Source organism: Streptomyces sp. H27-D2 (assembly GCF_035828615.1).
Taxonomy (GTDB): domain Bacteria; phylum Actinomycetota; class Actinomycetes; order Streptomycetales; family Streptomycetaceae; genus Streptomyces.
Genome location: NZ_JAYMZR010000131.1, coordinates 1 through 16,142 on the forward strand (window position 1 = coordinate 1; position 16,142 = coordinate 16,142).

11 protein-coding genes and 2 pseudogenes are annotated in these 16,142 nt (G+C 70.4%); 5 read left to right on the plus strand and 8 right to left on the minus strand.

Annotated elements, in window-relative coordinates:
• Nucleotides 1–252: 252 nt before the first annotated feature.
• Nucleotides 253–1,452 carry a group II intron reverse transcriptase/maturase gene (ltrA, locus tag QMK28_RS31095; protein ID WP_326443040.1) on the minus strand — a complete coding sequence of 400 codons (1,200 nt, stop codon included), beginning with the start codon at nt 1,450–1,452 and terminating at the stop codon, nt 253–255.
• Between ltrA and QMK28_RS31100 the strand changes: the two are divergent.
• Nucleotides 1,444–1,611 (plus strand): annotated as a pseudogene (locus QMK28_RS31100) (cupin domain-containing protein); the annotation flags it as partial. The gene ltrA and the pseudogene QMK28_RS31100 sit on opposite strands and share 9 nt — an antisense overlap.
• Before the next feature lie 252 nt (nt 1,612–1,863).
• Here the strand turns inward: QMK28_RS31100 and QMK28_RS31105 are convergent.
• The 3 genes and pseudogenes from QMK28_RS31105 to QMK28_RS31115 all read right to left on the minus strand — a co-directional run.
• Nucleotides 1,864–2,484 carry an L-threonylcarbamoyladenylate synthase gene (locus QMK28_RS31105; protein WP_326443041.1) on the minus strand — a complete coding sequence of 207 codons (621 nt, stop codon included), beginning with the start codon at nt 2,482–2,484 and terminating at the stop codon, nt 1,864–1,866.
• A gap of 107 nt (nt 2,485–2,591) precedes the next feature.
• Complete coding sequence (locus tag QMK28_RS31110; protein WP_326443042.1) at nt 2,592–3,911, minus strand: NAD(P)/FAD-dependent oxidoreductase; 1,320 nt, start codon at nt 3,909–3,911, stop codon at nt 2,592–2,594.
• A 318-nt stretch (nt 3,912–4,229) separates the two neighbouring features.
• Nucleotides 4,230–4,922: pseudogene (locus QMK28_RS31115) on the minus strand (cytochrome P450); the annotation flags it as partial.
• Nucleotides 4,923–5,204: 282 nt separating this feature from the next.
• Here QMK28_RS31115 and QMK28_RS31120 point away from each other — a divergent pair.
• Nucleotides 5,205–5,585, plus strand: coding sequence for a DUF779 domain-containing protein (locus tag QMK28_RS31120; RefSeq protein ID WP_326443043.1), 381 nt, complete (start codon nt 5,205–5,207; stop codon nt 5,583–5,585).
• An 80-nt stretch (nt 5,586–5,665) separates the two neighbouring features.
• Here the strand turns inward: QMK28_RS31120 and QMK28_RS31125 are convergent, their stop codons facing one another.
• The 3 genes from QMK28_RS31125 to QMK28_RS31135 form a co-directional block, all read right to left on the minus strand.
• Nucleotides 5,666–7,840: a putative bifunctional diguanylate cyclase/phosphodiesterase gene (locus QMK28_RS31125; protein ID WP_326443044.1), complete on the minus strand. Its 2,175-nt coding sequence runs from the start codon at nt 7,838–7,840 to the stop codon at nt 5,666–5,668.
• On the minus strand, nt 7,837–8,652 hold the full coding sequence (locus QMK28_RS31130; protein WP_326443045.1) for an SAM-dependent methyltransferase: 816 nt from the start codon (nt 8,650–8,652) through the stop codon (nt 7,837–7,839). Before QMK28_RS31130 ends, QMK28_RS31125 begins: the two co-directional genes overlap by 4 nt.
• Before the next feature lie 278 nt (nt 8,653–8,930).
• Complete coding sequence (locus QMK28_RS31135) at nt 8,931–9,911, minus strand: zinc-binding dehydrogenase (RefSeq protein ID WP_326443046.1); 981 nt, start codon at nt 9,909–9,911, stop codon at nt 8,931–8,933.
• Nucleotides 9,912–10,133: 222 nt separating this feature from the next.
• Between QMK28_RS31135 and QMK28_RS31140 the strand changes: the two genes are divergently transcribed.
• Nucleotides 10,134–10,871 (plus strand): TetR/AcrR family transcriptional regulator, encoded by a 738-nt coding sequence (locus QMK28_RS31140; RefSeq protein WP_326443047.1) that lies wholly within the window; start codon nt 10,134–10,136, stop codon nt 10,869–10,871.
• A 204-nt stretch (nt 10,872–11,075) separates the two neighbouring features.
• Nucleotides 11,076–13,493 carry a phosphoketolase family protein gene (locus QMK28_RS31145; protein WP_326443048.1) on the plus strand — a complete coding sequence of 806 codons (2,418 nt, stop codon included), beginning with the start codon at nt 11,076–11,078 and terminating at the stop codon, nt 13,491–13,493.
• A gap of 65 nt (nt 13,494–13,558) precedes the next feature.
• Here the strand turns inward: QMK28_RS31145 and QMK28_RS31150 are convergent, their stop codons facing one another.
• On the minus strand, nt 13,559–15,115 hold the full coding sequence (locus QMK28_RS31150; RefSeq protein ID WP_326443049.1) for an MFS transporter: 1,557 nt from the start codon (nt 15,113–15,115) through the stop codon (nt 13,559–13,561).
• 214 nt (nt 15,116–15,329) lie between these two features.
• Here QMK28_RS31150 and QMK28_RS31155 point away from each other — a divergent pair, with 214 nt between their 5' ends.
• On the plus strand, nt 15,330–16,124 hold the full coding sequence (locus tag QMK28_RS31155) for an SAM-dependent methyltransferase (protein ID WP_326443050.1): 795 nt from the start codon (nt 15,330–15,332) through the stop codon (nt 16,122–16,124).
• Nucleotides 16,125–16,142 lie beyond the last annotated feature (18 nt).

Sequence of the window (16,142 nt, forward strand, 5' to 3'; positions counted from 1 at the left end):
GAACCACGCCTCGGACACGCCCAGCACCCGGCAGGCAACGGTGTGCGCAACACCGTGCTCGGTCCTCTGGTTCCCGATGAAGGCGACCAGCGCCTCCGGCTCGTTCTCGGTCACTTCACCCAGAGGAGTAGGGTCGGCCCGGGACGCGGTGCTGGCCTTTCGACCAGACCGTTTCCCCGGGCCGTCCTCTGCACCCGCCGTGCCCGTTCCCGAGCAACGGGCGCTCCACAAGCCCCGGTTGGACGGCGTTCTTCAGCCGTTGCTGGGCCACGGAGAGGGAATCTTCGTGCCCCGGTAGAGGTAGCGAATCGTCTGCACCCGCGCGGGGTCGAACAGACGCACCTCGTCCGTGACGGGCCACCAGCGTCCACCGCAGTTGCGGCGGCGCAGTTCCTTCCAGTTGCTCCGGCGGAACTTTCGACGCAGCCACTTGATGACCCGCTGCCAGACGAAATGGCGTAGATAGCGGAAAGTGGCGTGCGAGACGCCGAAGCGGAAGTAGGCGGTCCAGCCCCTGAGCACCCGGTTGAGGCGGTGCAGCAGGGCCTCCAGCGGCAAATTGGTGTCCTGTCGGCATGCCGCTCGCACCTTGTCCTTGACCGACCCGAGGGCCTTCTTGGACGGGTAGGTGTAGACGTAGTACCGATTGGTGCCCTTCTTCCGGTGACGCTGGAGGCGCCAGCCGAGGAAGTCCAGGCCCTCGTCGATGTGCGTGATCTTCGTCTTCTCCGGCGACAGGCGAAGGCCCATCGGGGAGAGGACCTCAGCTACCCAGTCACGGATGGCTATCGCATCCTCGCGGGTCCCGGCGACGAGCACGAGAAATTCGTCCGCATACCGGCAGATCCGGTAGTTGGGCTTGCCCGTTGCCCGCCGATGAGCCCTGCGGCTCCGGGTGGTCATCGGTCCTCCCGGTCCCTCCGCGATCGCCTCGTCCAGTACAGACAGGGCGATATTGGAGATCACGGGCGACAAGATCCCGCCTTGTGGTGCACCAGCTCTGGACTCCTTCAGGCCGGATTCCTCGGTGAGGATCCCGGCTTTGAGGAACGCCTTCACCAGATCCATGACGCGTTTGTCTCCGGCCCGGTCCCGCATCCGTGTCAGAACGGGTGTGTGCCCGATGTTGTCGAAGCAGCCTTCGATGTCACCCTCGACCACCCACTCATAGGAGCGGGAGACCAGATGGTGACTCTCGGCGATCGCATCATGAGCCCGGCGTTTGGGGCGGAACCCGTAGGAACACGGGAGGAAATCCGCCTCGAAGATCGGCTCCAGAACCAGCTTCAAGGACGCCTGCACCACCCGGTCCCGGATCGTGTTGATCCCCAGATAGCGGACCTTGCCGCCAGCCTTGGGAATCCCACGCTGCCGCACCGGAAGGGGCCGGAAAGTACGGGCCTTCAGGTCCGCCCGCAGCTCCGCAAGGAAGCCCACGGAGTCGACGTCCACGAACCGGGTCCCGAGGAGGTCTTCGTGGTCTCCGGCATCTTCAACGACGGCGACCGGGACTATCCCGCGGGCTCCTTCATCCACGCCCCCGCAGGTTCCTCACACATCCCACAGAGCACCACGGGCTGCACACTGTTCGTCTTCTACCCCGAAGGCTAGACCCACCCAAGCGTCGTCGCACCCCCAGTCGTCGCGATGCCGTGCGCCCCTGCCTGACGCCCCGGGCCTTCGTGGGCTGCGAGGTCAGCTTCGGTGCGCCGGCGGGCAATTCCCGTCTTCCGTTCGGTTACCCGCGCCCCGTTGTGGCGCGAACACGCACCGCACTTCGACAAGACCGCTCAGAGCCGCGGAGAGAGTGCCTGGTCCGGTCCGATGGCCGCCAGAACCTTCGGTGCGATCCGGCCGGCGCGGCTACTCGAACCGCGCAGTGTCGCCTGCCCCCCGGCGTACGATCTCAGCGCTGCCGCTGGAGAAGTCGATGACGGTGGTCGGCACGGTGCCGCAGTCGCCCGAGTCGACCACGGCGTCCACCACGTGGTCGAGTCGTTCCTTGATCTCCCAGCCCTGAGTCAGCGGCTCGTCCTCGTCGGGCAGCAGCAGGGTGCTGGAGACCAGCGGCTCACCGAGGTCGGCGAGCAGGGCCTGAGTGACGACATGGTCCGGGATTCGGACTCCGACCGTCTTCTTCTTCGGGTGCATCATCCGGCGCGGCACTTCTTTGGTCGCGGGCAGGATGAAGGTGTAACTGCCGGGCGTCGCTGCCTTGATCGCGCGGAACACGTCGTTGTCAATCTGCACGAACTGGCCCAGCTGCGCGAAGTTCTGACACACGAGGGTGAAGTGGTGACGATCATCGAGGTTCCGGATCGACCGAATCCGGTCAATACCGTCGCGACTGCCCAGCTGGCATCCCAGCGCGAAACAGGAGTCGGTCGGGTAGGCGACGAGCGCGCCGGAGCGGATGCTGTCAGCCACTGTGCTGATGGTGCGCCGCTGAGGGTTCTCGGGGTGCACGTCGAAATACTTCGCCATCCGCTGAGCCTACGTGATCTGGGCGCCGTGCTCGGATGACCAGGACGCCGCCGCGGCGGAGAGGGGGGAGAAGCTGATGCCGGATCGCGAGCCGTCGGCGAGGTCTGTCATGTCCGGCCGCCGCCTCTGAGCGAGGGCCGCAGGGACGGTACGAGGAGCGTGGCGGGGGGAGCCATCAGGTGTTGGACGTTCAAGAACCTGCGGTACAGGTCGGGGTCGTTCGGTATGCGTCGCAGCAGCTTGTGCAGAAACCAGCGGGAGATCGCCGCCCCGGCGGGCGCGGCTCCTGGTGTCCAGCCGAGATCGAGGCTGGAGGACATGTGCCAGGCCAGCCGCACCGTGCGCGCGGAGCGTCGCTGGAAGCGGCCGCAGGCGGACGGCAGACTGCCGTCGTCGAGGGTCCGGGCCAGCAGGAGGGCCTGCAGCGCGCTGACGGTCATGCCGTGTCCGTACAGGGGGTTGAGGGCGCACAGGGCGTCGCCGAGTACGACCAGGCCGCCGGGCCACGGGCGGAGCCGGTCGTAGCGGTTCCACTGGCCGCCGAGTCCGACGTAGCGGTAGATCCGCCCCAGCGGCTCGGCCGTCGCGACCACCTCCCGGATGTGCGGGTTCGCCAGGGAGGCCGCGTAGGCGGCGAACCCCTCGGGGTCGGCGGGGGCCACCATGCCGTCGGCGCCGAACAAGCAGACCAGCCAACGGTCGTCCTCGATCGAGACCGCGGTGCCGCCCCGTCTCACCGTCGGGGCGTGGGTGACCTGCATGGACGCCTGCCAGTCCCGCTCGGGAGCGCGCTCGCGACGGTAGACGCGTGATACGTACGACAGCCTTCCGTCGACCTTGAGCACCTCGGGCCCGGCGCACCTCGCGTCCGACAGCCAGTCGGGGAGCCGGCAGTGGCGCCCAGCGGCGATGACCACCAGGTCGGCGTGGTGAGTGGCGCTCCCGCCGCCCCCTGCGCCGGCCCGTACGCCGGTGACGCGCTCGCGTCCGGGGTCGAGGATCAGCCCCTCGACCCGAGTCCTGTCGAGGAGGGTGACCCCAGGATGCGCCAGGACGCGCCGGCGGATGGAGGCCTCCAGCAGGGGTCGGCTGAAGGTCTGCAGAGGCAGCCCGGTCGGTACCCGTGGGGACCAGCCCGTGGGGTACAGCATCGGGAAATGCCCGAAGTCGCAGACAGGCGCGCCCTTTTCGGACAGCTCGGCGCGCAGGCCGGGAAAGAGCTGCTCAAGGATGTGCGCGCCACGGGCCAGCAGCGCGTGGGGGTGCCGGCTCTGCGGGGTGCCTCTGCGGTGAGTGGGGTACGGGACGATGCCGTCCTGTTCGATGAGCGTCACCTCGCCGAACCGGTCGGCGAGGACGCGGGCCGTGACGAGCCCCGCGTAACCTCCGCCCACGATCACCGCGCGATTCCCCGCCGACGTTGTCATCAGCGGTCCCCTGTGCGTGCGTGCCACATGCCTTCGACGGGGTGCATACCTGCGCTTCACCTCTTGCCGGGGACGCTCGCCGGAGCAGAATGAGCAGCTGCCTTCCACTTGTCCCCAGGGGTATACCCGGGCCACGCCGAGCGGAAAAGTGACGTGCCACTGTGGGCGGGACCGGGTCCGTCCGTGCTCACGCCACGCGCATGATCGGCCGCTTCGCCCAGTAATGCCAGGTCCCCTGGATCGGCCCATGACGTCACGACGGATCGTTGTGTCATCGGCTGGGGTCATCGGCCGGGCTCACTGCCGGGTGATCCGGACCTAGGAGACACCGAGAAGGCCGGCGAGGGGCACCTCGGCCGTGGTCTGCTGCCGACTGACCGCCAGACCATCGCGGCGCAGCATGTCGAGAAGCATCTCGGCTAAGGGCATCACCATGTGCCGTCCCCGGCAGCGTTCGGAGACGTGGCCGAAGGGGAGGTATCCAGGCTGGTCGTCGGGGTCGAGGCCGTCCCAGCGTTCAGGGCGGAACGCGTCGGGGTCCTCCCAGAGGGTGGGGTCGCGGTGGCTGAGCAGCGGTAGCACCAGGACGTCGTCGGACGCGGTGATGCGGGAGTCGAGGGCGGGGTATTCGGGGGATGCGTGCCGCAGGATGTTCCAGGACGGCGGCAGCAGCCGCACGGCCTCGTACAGGATGTTCTGGTTCGGTGTGGCGTCGTCGAAGGGCGATCCGAGCCAGAGCGCGTTGGCGACGAGCGTGGAGATGGTGAAACAGACCGGGGCTGCCGCTCTTCGGTACAGGCCCATGGCGTAGCGGCGGTCGCTGTAGGTCGAGGCGTCGGCGGTCAGGCTGGCGATGTTGGAAACGGGTGTTCCCGGGCGGAGCCCGCCCGGCAGTGCCGCCGCGGTGGCGATGACCGTCCAGGTCAGTTTGGGTGTCAGTTCCAGATTGCGGTCCATGAGGATGCGCAGCCGGTACGGGTCACCGCCGAGGATGAGGTCACGCAGGTAGACGACGACAACCCCTCCTTGCGTCCGGTTTGTCCGGTCGATTTACCTCGACTGGTCACAGTGGTGCTTCCCGCTCAGCTCACGACGTTTCTTCCGCCGCTCGCCGCGCAGTGATCCATCTTGCTCCGCGCAGCGTTGCGTGAAGGTTGCAACGAAGGCTCCGCCTATCCGGAGCGACGGCCGTTGGATCTGCTCGGGGCCGCGTTGCAACCTCCCCGCAACGTTGCGGGGAGCAGGATACGTCCGTGCGTCAGTGGTGGCGGCTCGGAGCAGGAGGCTTTGGACATGGACGGCATCTCGCGGATCGCTCTGTCGCCTGCGGCGGAGCAGTTGATCCGCCAACTGCACGTGATGCACGGGCCGCTGATGTTCCATCAGTCGGGCGGCTGCTGCGACGGCAGTTCGCCGATGTGCTACCCGCGGGGCGAGTTCAGGACCGGCGGATCCGATGTGCTGCTGGCCTCGCTGGAGGTCGAAGGGGTCGGCGAGAGCGTCGACTTCTGGATGTCGGCGGACCAGTTCGCGCTGTGGCGGCACACCCACCTCACGGTGGACGTGGTGCCGGGGCGCGGCAGCGGCTTCTCGCTGGAGGCGCCCGAGGGGGTCCGTTTCCTCATCCGCTCACGGCTGTTCGACGCCGCTGAGCGGGAGTCGCTGGACGGTTGATCGACGACGCCGGCTCGCCCCCGTGGCCACCTGTCCACGCCGGCGGACGGGCCGGGCGGTGGTGGCGGTCGAGCCGGGTGTCAGCCGCTCGCGGCGTCGACCAGGGACAGCGTGTGCAGCCGGTCGGGCGGACCGGGGCGGGCGTAGTACCAGCCTTGGGCCGTGTCGCAGCCCAGTACGCGCAACAGCTCGGCCTGCAAGCCGGTCTCCACGCCCTCGACCGTGACGCTGAGGCCGAGGGTGTGGGCGAGCGAGACGACGCTCTCCACGATCTTCACGTCGACCGGATCGGCCGGGGTGCGCTGCATGCCGCGGGTGAACGAGCGGTCCAGCTTGAGTGTGCTGACGGGCAGTCTGCGCAGGTAGGACAGATTGGAGTAGCCGGTGCCGAAGTCGTCCAGTGCGATGTCCACGCCCAGGTCGGCGAGTTGGCGCAGCGGGCGCAGCGCTTCCTCGTCGGCTCCGATGAAGGCGTTCTCGGTCACCTCCAGGCACAGCGCGCTCGGTTCGAGTCCGGCGTCCTCCAGCACCTTGACGGTCTCGGACACCAGCCCCGGGTAACTGAGCTGGCAGGGCGAGAGGTTGACGTTGACGCGCAGCGGTGAGCCGTCGGCGCTCTCCCGTTGCCAGGCGCAGGCCTGCCGGGCGGCCTGTTCGAGGACCCAGCGGCCGAGCGGGACGATCAGTCCGGTGCTCTCGGCGAGCGGGATGAACTGGTCGGGGCCGAGGACCCCGTGCACCGGGTGGAGCCAGCGTACGAGGGCCTCGGCGCCGCGTACGGTGCCGTCGGAGAGCCGGACCAGCGGTTGGTACTCGATGAAGAACTCGCCGCTGTCCAGCGCGGTGGGCAGGTTGTTGGTGAGGCTGTGCCGGGCGATGGTCCGCGCCTCGGAGTCCGCGTCGCTGAGCGCGTACCGGTTTCCGCCGGCGGATTTGGCCCGGTACATGCTGATGTCCGCGCTGCGCAGCACCTCGGCGGGGTCGAGCAGTCCGGCCGCGCCGTCGACGATGCCGATGCTGCCGCGTACGGACAGCTCGCGCCCGTCGAGGCTGATCGGCTCCTCCAGGGCGGTGAGGATGCGGCGGGCGAGCCCGGTGGTGTCGGTGCGCTCCGGCGGGCCGGTGACCAGGGCGACGAACTCGTCGCCGCCGAGGCGGGCGATGAGCTGGTCGGGGCCGCTGACGCAGCGTTGCAGGGTCTGCGCGACCGCGACGAGCAGTTGGTCGCCGACGGCGTGGCCCAGGCTGTCGTTGACCGCCTTGAACCCGTCCAGGTCGAGGTAGCAGACCCCGAAGTGGGAGGCCCCGCGGTCGGGGTCGAGCGCCTCGTCGAGGCGTTCGAAGAACATGGTGCGGTTGGGCAGGCCGGTGAGGGCGTCGTGGGTCGCCTCGTAGCGCAGCCGTTCGTTGAGCAGCCGCCGCTCGGTGATGTCCTCCATGAGCGCCAGTTGGTACTGCGGGATGCCCGCGGCGTCGCGCAGCAGCGAGACGGTCAGATTGGTCCACAGCGCGCTGCCGTCGTTGCGGTAGTACGCCTTCTCGATCCGGAAGCTGTCCCGTTCGCCGCGGGCCAGTTCCCGCTGCATGCGCCAGGTCTCGGGGCCGTCCTCGGGGTGCACCCAGTCGCTGACGTTGCGGCTGCGCACGTGGTGTTCGAGGCCGCCGAACATCGTGGTCAGGGCTTCGTTGACGTCGAGCACCCGGCCGGCGATGTCGGCGATCCCGATGCCGATGGCGGCGTCCTCGAAGACGGCGCGGAACCGGGCCTGGCTGGTGTGCAGGGCCTTCTCGGCCTCGGTCTGCGCGGTGAGCGCCGCGCGGGACATCGCCTCCTGCTCGGCGCGGGTGCGTTCCTGGAGCGCGCCGGCGAATCCCGCGGCGAGTGAGTGCTGCAGACGCGCGGAACGCCCCCGGATCTCCTCCACCGGGAGGGAGGGTTCGGGGGCGCAGTAGAGCACGAGATAGGAATCGACCACCCCCAGGATGCGGGGCAGCGCCTCGACGTCGGTGCAGTGCGCGCTGACCAGGGCGGCCCCGACCTCGAAGGCGGGTCTGGGGTCGAAGGGGCGCGCGTGCAGGGCGTCGCTGAGATCCCTGGACAGCGGGATCAGATACTCCTCGAACTCCTCGTTCGTCATCGACGTCGCGGTGGAGGGGTAGATGGCCCGGCTCCAGATCCTCGCGAAGCGCCGCAGCCGGTCCGCCCGCTCGTCGCCGGGCTGCTCGTTCTCGTTCGTTCTCGCCCCTGGACTCACGCCTTGAGCCCCACGCCCGCGAAGCCGCTGTAGGACACCGGGTCCCCTCGCTCCGCGTCCGGCCGGTCCGGCCGCCAGTCGGGCATGGAGACCAGGCCCGGCTCGATGATCTCGAATCCGTCGAAGAAGCGCTCGACCTCGGGGCGCGAGCGCATGAGCAGCGGCGAGCCGATCTGCTGGTAGACGCCCTGCACCTGCTCGCCTTCCTCCTGGTTGCGCGGGCCGCCTTCGGTGGAGGCGTGGGTGAGCACCAGGAGACTGCCCGGGGCAAGTGCGTCCCGCAGTTGTGCGACGCACTTCGCCGGCTCGTCCTGGTCCTCCAGGAAGTGCAGTACGGCGACGAGCAGCAGCGCCACCGGCCGGTCCAGGTCCAGCAGCCGGCCGACCTCGGGGCTGCTCAGGATGGTCTCGGGCGAGCGCAGGTCGGCGGCGACGATGCCGCTGTTCTCGTTGTCCCGCAGTACGGCCCGGCTGTGCGCGACGGCGACCGGGTCGTGGTCGACGTAGACCACCCGGGCGTCGGGGTCGGCGGCCTGGGCCACCTCATGGACGTTGCCGAAGGTAGGGATGCCGGAGCCGATGTCGAGGAACTGGTTCACGCCGTTGTCCAGGGCGTGCCGTACGGCGCGGCGCATGAACGCGCGGTTGGCCTGCATGATCTTCGGCAGTCCCGGAAAGGCTTCACCGGCCCTGCGCCCCGCCTCGCGGTCGACCTCGAAGTTGTGCGAACCGCCCAGGTAGTAGTCGTAGATGCGGGACACGCTCGGCACGGACAGGTCTATGCCCTGAGGGGCCCAGGCGGGACGCTCCATCAATACTCTCCAGCTCTCGAAGGCGCGGTGCGGCCATGTTCATGCCGACGTATGGAGCTGAGGCTACTGATCGCTCGATCAAGATAGAACAGCAAATGGAAATCAATCATCCACATCCGGTCATGGACTCTTGTCATCTCCCTTCGCCCTCCGGGCAGTTCCGGGGCAGCCCGGCCATGGCGGCGGAGCCTCCCGGCGTGTTCGCGAGGAGCGCCGCCGCGTCCGGCCGCCGGTCACCCGCCCGGCCGACACCCCCGCTGACCGGGCGGTACGCGGGCTCAGCCGCGCGGGCAGGTCACCAGCCGGCCGCGCACGACGCCCCGCTCCAGCCGGGCCAGCCCTTCGGGCACGTCGGCGAATGGGATCTCCTCGATGATCGGCTCGATCTCGCCCGCCGCGATCAGGTCGTAGACCTCGCGCAGTTCCTCGTTGCTGTCGGAACCGAGTGAACCGCACAGTTCGACGCGCCGGGTGACCAGTTGGTCCGTGGCGAAACTGGTCGTCTGCGCGCCGAGGCCGACCAGCACCACCCGGCCGCGCGGACGCACGGTCTCGATGGCCTCGGCCGTGGTGACGCCCGTCCCGGCGAAGTCGATGATGACCTCGGGCTCCAGGGACTTGAGATCGGCGACGCCGGTGAAACAGTCGCGGGCGCCGAGCTTGCGCGCGTCGTCGAAGGTTCCGGCGTTCACGTCGACGCCGTAGACGACGGCGCCGAGGATGTCCGCGACGCGCACCGCGTTGAGCCCCAGGCCGCCGAGCCCGATGACGCCGATGACCATGCCCGCACGGACCCGCCCCGAGGTCCGCACCGCGTGATAGGCCGTGGTCGTCGAGTCGGTGGCCACGGCGGCGGCCGCGTAGGACACGCCCTCGGGGATCGGGACCAGGCTGGAGGCGTGCGCCACGATCTTCTCGCCATAGCCGCCGTCGACCGCGACCCCGGGCGCGCTGCCCATGAACGACCCGCCAGGCCCCTCGGAGAGGTCCGACACCAGGCCGACGCCGACCCGCTGCCCGATCCGGAAGCCGGTCACCCCCTCGCCGAGCGCGGAGACGGTACCCGCGACCTCATGGCCGAGGGTGATCGGTATGTGGTCCAGCCAGGCCGCGCCGGGGCCGTGGAGTATGTGCAGGTCGGAGTGGCACAGGCCGGCGGCGACGACTTCGACCACAACCCAGCCGGGTTCCGGGGTGGGTTCGGGAACATCGTTGAGTTCGAGAGGTTGCCCCACGCCGACGAACTGCAGAGCCTTCATACCGTACTCCCTTGTGCGGCTGCGGTGTTGCCGCAGTGCGGAAGCTGGCCCGGCCATGAGTGCGCGCCTGATGGACTGTTCCCGGCAGGGCTACCGCTCCCGACAAAGTGATACGCGCAGATCCAACGATACGCAGGTATCAATACAGATCCCAGGGTATCCACAGGCCGGAAACGCACCACCGCGGAGCCGCCCACGCGAAACGATCGGGGGCAGGACGCCGTGAACGAGGCACCAGCGCTGCGACAGACCGGGGGCGAGTCCTCACTGCGCGAACGCAAGAGACAACGGACCCGCGAAGAGCTGTTCGACGCCGCGATGCAGCTCTTCTCCGAGCACGCCTACGCCGAGGTGAGCGTCGAGGAGATCTGCCGGCACGCACTGGCCGGCCGGGCCACCTTCTTTCGGCTGTACGGCACCAAGGCCGGCCTGTTGACCGAGTACAACCGGCGACTCGCGGGGCAGGCCCGCGACGCGGTGGCGCTCGCCCGCCCGCGCACCGCCGCCGCCGAACTGCGGGTGCTGGGCGCGGCGGTGACCAGCGGCTGGGGGCCGGGGCATCCGGCGCTGATCGAGATGGGGCGCGAACTGATCGCCGTCTCCCGGTCGGTCGACGCGGCCGGCGAAGCCTGCCCCGACCTGCTGCGCCTGGTCGCCGACACGCTCGCGCGCGGGCGCGCCTCGGGCGAGTTCGCGCCGGGGCTGCCGGTCGCCTTCCTCGCCTGGGTCACCATCGCGACGATCGCCGGAGCGGCCATCGACTGGTACGACGGGGACGGCCCCCGCGTCCGCGGCGTCGGCGCGGCCGGGGGCCGCGAGCGCTCCGGGCGGCCCGAGCGCGCCGACCGGCCGGACCGGGCCGAGCCACCGGGTCAGGATGGCCGGCCGGAGCCCGAGCCGTTCACCCAAGTGGTCTCGGCCGCACTGGACTTCGTACTGTCCGGCCTGACCCCGCACTGACCCGCCCCTGACCGCCGGCCGCGCGCCAGGACGGCGCGCGCGGTCGCGGGCCGGTCCTGAGCCGGTCGCGGGCCGATCACTGGCCGGTCATGGCCCGTGAATCCTCGGCGGGCATCGACGCCGGACGTTGCGTACCGTACTTTCGGGGCACTCCGCTGCGAATGGGGTCGCAATCCCCACCGCCCACGGCCGAGAGAGGTAGCCATGCCGGACCACCGGACGTCCCCGCCCGCCGGGCCCGCGGGCACAGCGCCCGCCACCGCCGGGCCCGCCGAGCAAGAGCTGCGCGCACTGGACGCCCACTGGCGCGCCGCGAATTATCTGGCCGTCGGCCAGATCTACCTGATGAGCAACCCCCTGCTGGCCGAACCGCTGCGCCCCGCGCACATCAAGCCGAGGCTGCTCGGGCACTGGGGCACCTCCCCCGGCCTCAACCTCGTGCACACCCATCTCAACCGCGTCATCAAGGCGCGCGGGCTGGACGCCGTCTGCGTCTGGGGGCCGGGACACGGCGGGCCCGCGGTGGTCGCCAATTCCTGGCTGGAGGGCAGCTACTCGGAGGTCTATCCGGACGTGAGCCGCGACGGGGACGGGATGGAGCGGCTGTTCCGGCAGTTCTCCTTCCCCGGCGGGGTGCCCAGCCACGTCGCCCCCGAGACGCCCGGCTCCATCCACGAGGGCGGCGAGCTGGGCTATTCGCTGGCCCACGCCTACGGCGCCGCGCTGGACAACCCCGGGCTGCTGGTGACCTGCGTGATCGGCGACGGTGAGGCGGAGACCGGGCCGCTGGCCGCGTCCTGGCACAGCAACAAGTTCCTCGACCCGGTGCACGACGGCGCGGTGCTGCCGATCCTGCACCTCAACGGCTACAAGATCGCCAACCCCAGCGTGCTGGCCCGGCTCCCCGAATCGGAGCTGGACGAGCTGCTGCGCGGCTACGGACACCAGCCGATCCACGTCAGCGGCGACGACCCGCTCGAAGTGCACCGGGCGATGGCCCGCGCCATGGACGACGCGCTGGACCGGATCGGCGCCTTCCAGCACCTCGCGCGCGAGCGGGGCGACACCGAACGGCCGCGCTGGCCGATGATCGTGCTCCGTACGCCCAAGGGCTGGACCGGCCCCGCCGAGGTCGACGGGCAGCCGGTCGAGGGCACCTGGCGCGCCCACCAGGTCCCGCTGTCGGGGGTGCGGGACAACCCCGAACACCTCGCGCAGCTGGAGCGGTGGCTGCGCTCGTACCGCCCCGAGGAACTCTTCGACGAGCAGGGCAGCCCCCGCCCACAGGTCCTGGAGCACATCCCCGACGGCGAGCGGCGGCTGGGCGCGAACCCGCACGCCAACGGCGGCCGGCTGGTGCGCGCACTGCCCGTACCACCGCTGGAGCACTACGCCGTTCCGGTCAGCAAGCCCGGGACCACCGCCCATGAGCCCACCCGGGTGCTCAGCGGCCTGCTCGCCCGGATCATGGCCGACACCGCGCGCCGGCGCGATTTCCGGGTGGTCGGACCGGACGAGACCGACTCGAACCGGCTGGAGGCGCTCTACGGAGCCACCGGCCGGGCGTGGCAGGCCGAGACGCTGGAGACGGACGAGCATCTGGCCCGCGACGGCCGGGTGATGGAAGTGCTCTCCGAGCACCTGTGCCAGGGCTGGCTGGAGGGCTATCTGCTGACCGGCCGGCACGGTCTGTTCTCCTGCTACGAGGCGTTCGTGCACATCGTCGACTCGATGGTGAACCAGCACATCAAGTGGCTCAAGATCTCCCGCGGGCTGCCCTGGCGGATGCCCATCGCCTCCCTCAACTACCTGCTCACCTCGCATGTCTGGCGGCAGGACCACAACGGCTTCTCCCACCAGGACCCCGGCTTCGTCGACCACGTCCTCAACAAGAGCCCCGAGGTGGTGCGGGTCTACCTGCCGCCGGACGCCAACACGCTGCTCTCGGTCGCCGACCATGTGCTGCGCAGCCGCGACTACGTCAACGTCATCGTCGCCGGCAAGCAGCCCACCTTCGACTGGCTCGACCTCGACCAGGCCCGCGCGCACTGCGCGCGCGGGGCCGGGGTGTGGGAGTGGGCCGGTACGGAGACCGGCGAGCGCGCGCCGGACGTCGTCCTGGGCTGCGCGGGCGACGTGCCCACCCAGGAGGTGCTGGCCGCCGCCGACCTGCTCCGCCGCTATCTGCCCGAGCTGGCGGTGCGGGTCGTCAACGTCGTCGACATGACGCGGCTGATGCCCCACTACGAGCACCCGCACGGAATGCGGGAGTCCGACTACCAGGCGCTGTTCACCCGCGACAAGCCGGTGATCTTCGCTTACCACGGCTATCCGTGGCTGGTGCACCGGCTGGCCTACCGCCGTGCCAACCACGCGCAGTTGCATGTGCGCGGCTACAAGGAGATGGGCACCACGACCACGCCGTTCGACATGCTCGTGCGCAACGACATGGACCGCTACCGGCTCGTCATGGACGTCATCGACCGGGTGCCGGGGCTGGGGGTGCGCGCGGTCTCCGTACGGCAGAGCATGGAGGACGTCCGCACCCGCCACCACAGCTGGATCCGCGAGCACGGCGAGGACCTGCCGGAGGTCGTCGACTGGACCTGGGGCGGCCGCTGAGGCGTCAGGCCGACACCCGGCGGCCGCCGGCCGCCGGCCGCCGGCCCGCGAGAGGGAACAGCCGCTCAGTGCTCGCTGTTCTCGGTCGGCCGCAGGTCGCGCGGAATCATGATCCAGCAGGCGACGGCCGCGATCAGCGCCAGCACCGCGCCGCCCAGGAAGGCGGGCGTCATGCCCGAGGTGAAGGCCCCGGCGGCCTTGCCGAGCAGTGCCGCGCCCTCGGCGCCGCCGAGCCGGCCCGACACCAGGGCCGCCTCGCCGATCGATTCGCGGACCGCGTGCAGGTCCGCGCCGCCCAGCCGCAGACCGGCAAGGTCCGCGCGGTAGAGCGCGCCGGCCAGGCTGCCGAGCACCGCCACGCCGAGGGCCGCGCCCAGCTCGTAGGAGGTCTCCTCGATCGCGGCCGCGCCGCCCGCTTCCTCGGGTGGCGTCGCCGCCATCAGGGTCACCGAGGCCACCGTGGTCGCGGTGCCCACACCGCAGCCCAGGATGCCCAGCGAGACGGCGAACGCCGGGTAGCCGATCACGGCGAACTGCTGGACTGCCCACGGCAGCGCGAGACCGGCCGCCATCATGAGCATGCCGACGCCGAGCAGATTGCGCACCGGGAAGCGGCTCATCAGCGTGGGGACCAGCAGCGAGGTGACGATCAGCGCGACCGGGGCGGGCAGCAGCCGGGTGCCCGCCTCCAGCGGGCCGTAGCCCTGCACGTACTGGAACCACTGGCTGAGCAGGAACAACACCGCGCCCATCCCGGCCATCGCCAGGAACAGCGAAGCGGCCGAGGCGCTGAACGAGCGGTTGGCGAACAGCCGGACCTGCAACAGCGGATGTTCACGGCGCAGCTGACGGCGTACGAAGACGGTCAGCAGCACGGCGCTCGCGGCCAGCAGGGACCAGGCGGTCGCCGAGGCGGGGCCGCTCTCGCCGAGCTGCTTGATGCCCGCGGCCAGCGCGAACATACCGGTCATGGACTGACCCACGCCCCACCAGTCCCAGCCGCCCAGCGCGGGTTTGCGGGACTCGGGCAGCAGCCACAGGCCGAGGCCGATCACCAGGACCGCGATCGGGAGGTTGAGCAGGAAGGCGGCGTGCCAGCCGTACGACTGGACGAGCAGCCCGCCGACGACCGGGCCGAGCGCCATGCCGCCGCCGAAGACCGCGGCCCAGACCGCGTACGCCACGGCCCGCTCCCGCGCGTCGCTGAAGACCTGGCGCAGGATCGACAGGGTGGACGGCATGATGGCCGCGCCGCCGACGCCCAGCAACGCCCGTGCCGCGATGAGCTGCCAGGGGGCGGTCGCGAGGACGGCGGCCAGTGAGGCGAGAGCGAAGATCGAGAACCCGGTGATCAGCAGCAGCTTGCGCCCGAACCGGTCGCCGAGCGCTCCGGCGGTGATGAGCAGTCCGGACAGCGCCAGCGCGTAGGAGTCGATGATCCACAGCTGCTCGACCGAGCCGGGCCGCAGATCCGCCACCAGGGACGGGAAGGCGACGTTCAGGATCGTCGTGTCCATCGCGATGATCAACAGGCTGCCGGACAGCACGGCGAGGACCGCCCAGCGACGGGGGTCGAGGGCGGGGACGGGTACTGAACCGGCCAGCACGGGCTGACTCTGCACGGGACACCTCACGATCGAATGAGACATCAATGTCTCATTCAAGATGGTGATGCGTCAAGATGGCTGAGCGCGACGAGCCTGCTGGGACACTCCGCACGCCGTCGGGAGCTGATCCGCGCCGCGCCATGGACCCGGACGCCGGTGGGCGGGCATCCTCGCCACAGAGCGGCTGGGCCGGCCGGCCCAGCCGCAGCGGCCACAGGATGGGGACGCCATGGCGGACCGGGAACCGATCGGCGTGGACGAGAGCACACCGAGCATCGCGCGGGTCTACGACGCGATCCTCGGCGGCACGGACAACTTCGCGGTGGACCGCGCCATCGCGGCCGAGTCCTTACGGGTGCTGCCGGAGATCGGCGACGTCGGCCGCTACAACCGGGCCGTCCTCGGCCGGGGCGTGCGCTGCCTGGCCCGGGCCGGCATCCGTCAGTTCCTGGACCTGGGCTCGGGCCTGCCGACCGCGCAGAACACCCACCAGGTGGCCCAGGCGGAGGCCCCCGGGACGCGCGTGGTCTATGTCGACAAGGACCCGATCGTGCGGGCGCACGGGCGCGAGCTGCTGGCCGCGAACGACCGGACGGCGCTCGTCACGGCGGACCTGCGCGATCCGGGCAGCGTGCTGGAGCACCCGCGGGTGCGCGAACTCATCGACTTCGAGCAGCCGGTCGGCCTGATGCTGGTGGGCGTCGTGCACCACCTCAACGACGAGGAGGACCCGGCGGGGCTCGTACGGTCCTATCTGGCGGCCGTGCCGCCCGGCAGCCACCTCTTCCTCACCCACTTCTGCGCGTCCAGCCCGGACGCGGCCGAACTGGAGTCGGTGCTCCTCACCGACCTGGGCACCGGCCGGTTCCGCACCCTGGCGGAGATCGAGGGGTACTTCCAGGGCCTGGAGCTCCTCGACCCCGGGGTGGTCTACCTGCCGCAGTGGCGTCCCGACGAGCCGGTGGAGCCACCACTGACGGTCGGCCAGCGGCTGATGGCGGGCGGCATCGCGCGCAAGCCGTAGCCGCGGGGCGCGGCTGGC